The organism is Streptomyces sp. NPDC058459 (assembly GCF_042721685.1).
Taxonomy (GTDB): Bacteria; Actinomycetota; Actinomycetes; order Streptomycetales; family Streptomycetaceae; genus Streptomyces.
The window spans coordinates 21,775-28,163 of sequence record NZ_JBHXLV010000071.1 but is presented as its reverse complement, the minus strand read 5'-3'; the positions used below and the strand labels follow the sequence as shown (position 1 = coordinate 28,163).

The window sequence follows — 6,389 nt, the reverse complement described above, 5'->3', positions numbered from 1 at the left end:
CCGGCGAAGTGAGGGCGGACGCCGGACGAGGTCACGGGCCGGGCACCATCCGGGTGCCCGGCCCGTTCTGCGGGTAGCGTGACGGCAGCGATTACGAAGGCAAGGAGCGGTGGACGACATGCTGATGCTGGGCTTCGAGGGGTTCATGGGACTCCTGAAGATCGTCCTCATGGCACTGGCCGCGTTCGGGCTGTTCGACGCGGCCTTCCGGCGTGAGGACGCGTTCCGCGCGGCCGGCAAGCAGAACAAGATCTTCTGGCTGATCATCCTGGGCATCGCCCTCGTGGTCAGCTACCTCTTCTCGATCCTGTCCATCCTGCCGATCGCGGGCGCCGTCGCCAGCATCGTCTACCTCGTGGACGTCCGCCCCGCCGTCAAGGCCCTCACCGGCGGCAACCGCGGCGGCTGGGGCCGCAAGGGCCGGGGCGGCAGCAGCAGCGACGGCCCGTACGGCCCGTACAACGGTGGCCGCTGAGGGCTCCGCCGGTTCGGCGAGGTGGCCGGCGGGGGCCGGCGTCGCTGCCCGCGGCCGGCTGGGTGCGCCGGAGTCTGTGGCTCCGGCCGGCGAGACGGCGACCCGCCTCCCGGCGGCAGCTCCTACGCCACCCGGTCCAGCACGACCACCGCGACGTCGTCCGTCAGCTCGTCGCCGTTCAGGTGGCGGACCTCGCTGACCGCGGCGCGCAGCAGGTCCTCTCCGCGCAGGCCCTCGGAGAGCTGGCGGCGGATCATGTCCACCATGCCGTCCTGGCCGAGGCGGGGGCCGCCGGGGGAGGTGCGGCCCTCGATGAGGCCGTCGGTGTAGAGCATCAGGCTCCACTCGGCGCCGAGTTCCACCTGGGTGCGGGGCCAGCGGGCGCCCGGGAGGAGGCCGAGGGCGGGGCCGTTGTTGTCGAAGGGGAGCAGCCGGGGGGCCGGGGCGGCGCCGGGGCGTATCAGCAGCGGGGCCGGGTGGCCTGCCAGGCAGAGGCCCGCGCGACGGCCGTCGGGCGCGATGTCCACCGTGCAGAGGGTCGCGAAGATCTCCTCGTCCGAGCGCTCGTGCTCCAGCACCTCCTGGAGCGTGCCCAGCAGATCGTCCCCGCACAGCCCGGCCAGGGTCAGCGCCCGCCAGGCGATCCGCAGCTCCACGCCGAGCGCGGCCTCGTCCGGGCCGTGGCCGCAGACATCGCCGATCATGGCGTGCACGGTGCCGTCCGGGGTACGGACCGCGTCGTAGAAGTCGCCGCCGAGCAGCGCGCGGGAGCGGCCGGGGCGGTAGCGCGCGGCGAACCGCAGCCCAGCACCCTCCAGCAGCGGGGTCGGCAGCAGCCCGCGCTCCAGGCGCCGGTTCTCCTGTGCGCGCAGCCGGCCCTCCGCCAGCCGCCGTTCGGCGGTGTCGGAACGCTTGCGCTCCACGGCGTACCGGATGGCGCGGCTGAGCAGCCGGCTGTCCAGCTCGTCGCGGAAGAGGTAGTCCTGGGCGCCCACGCGCACGGCCTCCGCGCCGCGCTCGGCGTCGCCGGACGCGGTCAGCGCGATCACGGCGTGCCGCGGCGCCAGCTCGAGCACCTGCCTGAGCACGGCCAGCTCGTCGGCGTCCTCCGTGTCCGTACCGGTGCGGCCGGTGGCGGGGAGGGCGAGGTCGAGCAGGATGCACTGCACGTCGGGGGTGAGCAGGCGCCCGGCCTCGGTGAGGTTGCGGGCGGTACGTACGCGGAGCGGCCGGTCGGCCGAGTCCCGCAGTTCGGGAACGAGCGCGCCGGACGGGTCGTCCTCGACGAGCAGCACGGTGAGCGCCGCGCCGAGGGCGGCGGTGTCACGGTGCGCCTCTTCGGTGAGGGCTACGGCGGAGACCTGCGCCGGACCGCGCTCGGCGGCCGGGACCGCTCTCTGCCGCGGTACGGGTACGGGCATCTTCCTGGTTCCTTCCCTCCCCCGAGGGCAGGGCGGTGTCGAGAGGCCTCGGACCGCCGACCGGTGACCCTAGCGGTACCGGCCGCCCGGACGGAACGGGGCGGGCCGCGTCCGGAACACGTATACCGCCGTCATATGCCGTGCCCCGTACCGCGGTTGGGCCGCGTGGCGCGGGGACCCGGGATGACGAAGCTCACGTGGTTCCGCACCGCCCGCGTGCCGTCGGTCACAGGGCGGGCGGAGTGCGGCGCCGGTCACGCGTCCGGGCGTACGACCCCCAGGATCGGCATGGTGCCGGCGCCGGTGACCGTGACCGCGCGGCCCGGCCGGGGGGCGTGGATGATCTTCCCGTCCCCTATGTACATCCCGACGTGGGTGGCGTCGGCGAAGTAGATGACGAGGTCGCCCGGGTGCATGTCCGACACGTCCACGCGCGGAAGAAGCCGCCACTGCTCCTGCGAGGTGCGCGGGATCGGGGTGCCCGCGTCGGCCCACGCCTGGGAGGTCAGGCCGGAGCAGTCGAAGGAGTCGGGGCCCTCGGCTCCCCAGACGTACGGCTTGCCGAGCTGGGCGGTGGCGAAGGCGACGGCCTTGGCCCCGACGGAGGTCGCGGGGGAGGTCGCGGCGGCGCTGTCGGCCGCCTTCTTCAGGGCGCCGCTCTTCAGGACGCCGCTCTTCAGCCAGGCGGTCTGGGCCTTGCGTGCGGCCCGGCGCTCCAGCTCGGCCAGCCGCTCCTTCTCCTTCTTCGCCAGCCGGGATTCGAGCTTCTCGGCGTCCGCGATCCGCTCCTGGATCGTCTTCTGGGCGGCCGCCCTCGCCTTGCGGTCCTGCTCCAGCGTCTTCCAGCGCGCGGCCGCGTCGTCGGTGTCCCGCTTCAGCTGCCGCTCGACGCGGTCGGTCTCGGCGATCAGCTTCTTGGTGGCCCGCGCGCCGTTCAGCAGGGTGCCGGCGCCGTCCGCGAAGCGCTCCGGGTTGTCGCTGAGCAGGAACCGCGCCATGGGCGGCAGGCCGCTGTCCCGGTACTGGGCGCGGGCGGCGGCGCCCGCCTGGTTCCTCAGCGCGGCGAGCTTCGTACGGGCCGCGTCCGTCCGCTTCGCCAGCCGGACGAGCTGGGCGGACTGCTTCCGCGTCTTCTCCTCGGCGGCGTTGTAGGCGTCGGTGGCGACGGCCGCGTCGTGATAGAGCCCGTCGAGCCGCGCGCGGACCTTCTCCAGCTCCGCGTCGGGGACGGGCGCGGGGGCCGGCGTGGCCGGCGTGGCGGACGGCGCGGGGGTGGCGCGCGCGGAGGGAGCCGCGGAGGGCCCGGCGGGTATGGCCGGCACCGACGCGAACGCCGTGCCAGGCACCGCCAGTACGGTGACCGCGCAGACCACGGTCACGGCGGCGGCGAGCAGCCCGTGCTTGCCCCTACCCATAACAGTCCCCCCAAGCTGATTTACCGTCAGTAACTTAGGTCCGTCCGCAGGATCGTGCCACGATCCCGCGCGAAGTGACAGAGGTCGTACGAAGTCGTACTTCCCCGGCTCCCCGCGCCTCCCAGGGCCTCCCCGCGATCTCTCCGGGCCTTCCCGCGATCTTCCCGCCCGTCTGACGATCCGGGCCCGGAGTTCGTTCCCGCGAGCCTCCGAAGTCGTCGCGATTCCCTCGAACAGGTGAACAGGTGAACAGGTTTCAGCGAGGTCTCAGCGCGGCCCAGTTCAGCGTCACCTCACCCTGCCGCCAGCGTGCGGGCCCGTCCGTCACCGGCCAGTCGGCCGTGAGGTCCCGGACCGTGCGCAGCCAGCGCTGGCGGGCGCCGTAGGCCGCGTAGGGCGCGGCGGCGGCCCAGGCGCGGTCGAAGTCGCGCAGGAAGGTGTGCACCGGCTCGCCCGGCACGTTGCGGTGGATCAGCGCCTTCGGCAGCCGTTCCGCCAGGTCGGAGGGGCGCTCCAGGGAGCCGAGCCGGGTGGCGAAGGTGACCGTGCGCGGCCCCTCCGGCCCGAGCGCCACCCAGACGTGCCGCCGTCCGATCTCGTCGCAGGTGCCCTCCACCAGCAGCCCCCCGCGCGAGACCCCGCCCGCCGGTGCCAGCCGCGCGCACAGCCCCCGCCACACGGCGGCGACCTGCTCCTCGTCGTACTGGCGCAGCACATTGGCCGCCCGGATCAGCAGCGGGCGGCCGGGTACGGGGATCTCGAAGCCGCCGTGCCGGAAGGCGAGCCCGTCGCGCTCGTACGGTTTCGCGGCCGCGACCCGCTCCGGTTCGATCTCGACGCCGACCACGCGCGCGTGCGGGGCGACGGTACGGAGCCGGCCGAGCAGTTCGACGGCGGTCCAGGGCGCCGCACCGTACCCGAGGTCGACGGCCAGGGGATCGGCCGCGCGGCGCAGTTCGGTGCCGTGGGTGGCGGCGATCCAGCGGTCCATGCGGCGCAGCCGGTTCGGGTTGGTCGTCCCGCGCGTCACCGTGCCTACCGGGCGAGAGGTCGTGCGGGGTGCCATGTCTATGAGGGTAAGCGGGCGGCGCGGGCACTCCTGGCCGAACGGTTGAGCGAATCACGGTCATGATTCGGTAAAACCGCTTGATCGGGAAATGGGAAGAAGCCCCTCCGTTGTTGCCTCCCTCGGAGGACTCGGACGGTCCTCCTTCAGGCATGCCCGAGCGAGGAGGAAGCCCAGTGAGCCAGTACGTCAGCAGGCTCGGGCGCCGCTCCCCGGCGACCGCCCCCCGGCTGCGACTGCACCGCAGGCCACGCCGGGTCGCCATGCTCTCCGTGCACACCTCACCGCTCCACCAGCCCGGCACCGGCGACGCGGGCGGCATGAACGTCTACATCGTGGAGCTGGCCCAGCGGCTGGCCGCGCTCAACATCGAGGTGGAGATCTTCACCCGGGCCACCGCCGGAGACCTCGCCCTCAAGGTCGACCTGGCCCCCGGCGTCCTCGTCCGGCACGTCGACGCGGGCCCGTACGAGGGACTGGCCAAGGAGGATCTGCCCGCCCAGCTCTGTGCCTTCACCCACGGTGTGATGCAGGCGTGGGCCGGTCACCGCCCCGGCCACTACGACCTCGTCCACTCCCACTACTGGCTCTCCGGGCACGTCGGCTGGCTCGCCGCCCAGCGCTGGGGCGTCCCCCTGGTGCACGCCATGCACACCATGGCCAAGGTCAAGAACGCCAGCCTGGCCACCGGCGACACCCCCGAGCCCGCCGCCCGGGTCATCGGCGAGACCCAGATCGTCTCCGCCGCCCGCCGCCTCATCGCCAACACCGCCGAGGAGGCCGCCGAGCTGGTCCGGCACTACGAGGCCGACCCCGCGAAGGTCGCCGTCGTCCACCCGGGCGTCAACCTCGACCGCTTCCGCCCCCTGGACGGCCGCGCCGCCGCCCGCGCCCGCCTCGGCCTGCCCGAGGACGCGCTCATACCGCTCTTCGCGGGCCGCATACAGCCCCTCAAGGCCCCCGACGTGCTGCTGCGCGCGGTGGCCCGGCTGCTGGACGAGCGTCCCGAGCTGCGCCGCACCGTCGTCGTACCCGTCGTCGGCGGTCCCAGCGGCAGCGGGCTCGCCAAGCCGGAGGGGCTGCAGAAGCTCGCCGCGCGGCTCGGCATCGCGGACGTCGTGCGGTTCCGGCCGCCGGTCGGGCAGGAGCAGCTCGCGGACTGGTTCCGGGCCGCGTCCGTGCTGGTCATGCCGTCCTACAGCGAGTCCTTCGGGCTCGTCGCCATCGAGGCGCAGGCGGCCGGCACGCCGGTGCTCGCCGCCTCGGTCGGCGGTCTGCCGGTGGCCGTGCGGGACGGCGAGACCGGCTTCCTGGTCCAGGGCCACGACCCGGCCGACTACGCGCGTGTGCTGCGCCGCTTCGCCGACGACCCCGGCCTGGCCGACCGTATGGGCGCGGCCGCCGCCCGGCACGCGCTCGGGTTCGGCTGGGACGCCTCCGCCTCCGCCACCGCCGACGTGTACGCGGCCGCCACCCAGTCCCACCGCCGTCGCGTACGCTCGCAGCATGGCTGACACCGAGGCGACGGAGCGGGCCGCGCGCACCATCGAGGATGCGCTGAAGGACGCCGAGCTGGAGTGGGAGAACCCCGAACCGGGCTCCTTCGTGGTCAAACTCCCCGGCACCGCCAAGCTCTCCACCACCGTCTCGCTGCGGGTGGGCCGCCACACCCTCTCCGTCAACGCCTTCGTCATCCGGCACCCCGACGAGAACGAGGCGGGCGTCCACCGCTGGCTCCTGGAGCGCAACCTCAAGCTCTACGGCGTGAGTTACGCGGTCGACCGGCTCGGCGACATCTACGTCACCGCCCGCCTCCCGCTCGCCGCCGTCACCCCCGAGGAGATCGACCGCCTGCTCGGCCAGCTCCTCGAAGCGGCCGACGGCGCCTTCAACACCCTGCTGGAACTGGGCTTCGCCTCCGCGATCCGCCGCGAGCACGCCTGGCGTGTCTCACGCGGGGAGTCCACCCGCAACCTTGACGCCTTCGCGCATCTGCTGGACCGCGACTGAGC

Annotated in this window: 6 protein-coding genes; 3 read left to right on the top strand and 3 right to left on the bottom strand. The window is 73.9% G+C overall.

Features of this window, described 5'->3' with window-relative positions; translation table 11 throughout:
- The first annotated feature begins 118 nt into the window (after positions 1-118).
- Positions 119-475, top strand: a complete 357-nt coding sequence (locus tag ACFWN1_RS15900) for a DUF2516 family protein (protein WP_384362041.1) — start codon at positions 119-121, stop codon at positions 473-475.
- 122 nt (positions 476-597) lie between these two features.
- Here the strand turns inward: ACFWN1_RS15900 and ACFWN1_RS15895 are convergent, their stop codons facing one another.
- The 3 genes from ACFWN1_RS15895 to ACFWN1_RS15885 all read right to left on the bottom strand — a co-directional run bounded on the left by ACFWN1_RS15895 (position 598) and on the right by ACFWN1_RS15885 (position 4,377).
- The gene (locus ACFWN1_RS15895) at positions 598-1,896 is read right to left on the bottom strand and encodes a PP2C family protein-serine/threonine phosphatase (protein WP_384362029.1); all 1,299 of its coding nucleotides are present in this window, start codon (positions 1,894-1,896) and stop codon (positions 598-600) included.
- Positions 1,897-2,150: 254 nt separating this feature from the next.
- A complete protein-coding gene (locus ACFWN1_RS15890) occupies positions 2,151-3,311 on the bottom strand; it encodes an NlpC/P60 family protein (protein ID WP_384362026.1) in 1,161 nt (386 codons plus the stop codon).
- A gap of 256 nt (positions 3,312-3,567) precedes the next feature.
- Positions 3,568-4,377 (bottom strand): class I SAM-dependent methyltransferase, encoded by an 810-nt coding sequence (locus ACFWN1_RS15885; protein ID WP_384362023.1) that lies wholly within the window; start codon positions 4,375-4,377, stop codon positions 3,568-3,570.
- Between the two features lie 176 nt (positions 4,378-4,553).
- Between ACFWN1_RS15885 and mshA the strand changes: the two genes are divergently transcribed.
- Positions 4,554-5,891, top strand: coding sequence for a D-inositol-3-phosphate glycosyltransferase (gene mshA / locus ACFWN1_RS15880; RefSeq protein ID WP_384362020.1), 1,338 nt, complete (start codon positions 4,554-4,556; stop codon positions 5,889-5,891).
- Positions 5,884-6,387, top strand: coding sequence for a YbjN domain-containing protein (locus ACFWN1_RS15875; RefSeq protein WP_384362017.1), 504 nt, complete (start codon positions 5,884-5,886; stop codon positions 6,385-6,387). The genes mshA and ACFWN1_RS15875 overlap by 8 nt, the downstream gene beginning before the upstream one ends.
- Positions 6,388-6,389: the final 2 nt, after the last annotated feature.

What these genes read in the sequence shown, in the direction of transcription:
- ACFWN1_RS15890 (WP_384362026.1), bottom strand. Translation starts at nt 3,311, where the DNA reads ATGGGTAGGGGCAAGCACGGGCTGCTCGCCGCCGCCGTGACCGTGGTC.
- ACFWN1_RS15900 (WP_384362041.1), top strand. Translation starts at nt 119, where the DNA reads ATGCTGATGCTGGGCTTCGAGGGGTTCATGGGACTCCTGAAGATCGTC.
- ACFWN1_RS15875 (WP_384362017.1), top strand. Translation starts at nt 5,884, where the DNA reads ATGGCTGACACCGAGGCGACGGAGCGGGCCGCGCGCACCATCGAGGAT.
- ACFWN1_RS15895 (WP_384362029.1), bottom strand. Translation starts at nt 1,896, where the DNA reads ATGCCCGTACCCGTACCGCGGCAGAGAGCGGTCCCGGCCGCCGAGCGC.
- ACFWN1_RS15885 (WP_384362023.1), bottom strand. Translation starts at nt 4,377, where the DNA reads ATGGCACCCCGCACGACCTCTCGCCCGGTAGGCACGGTGACGCGCGGG.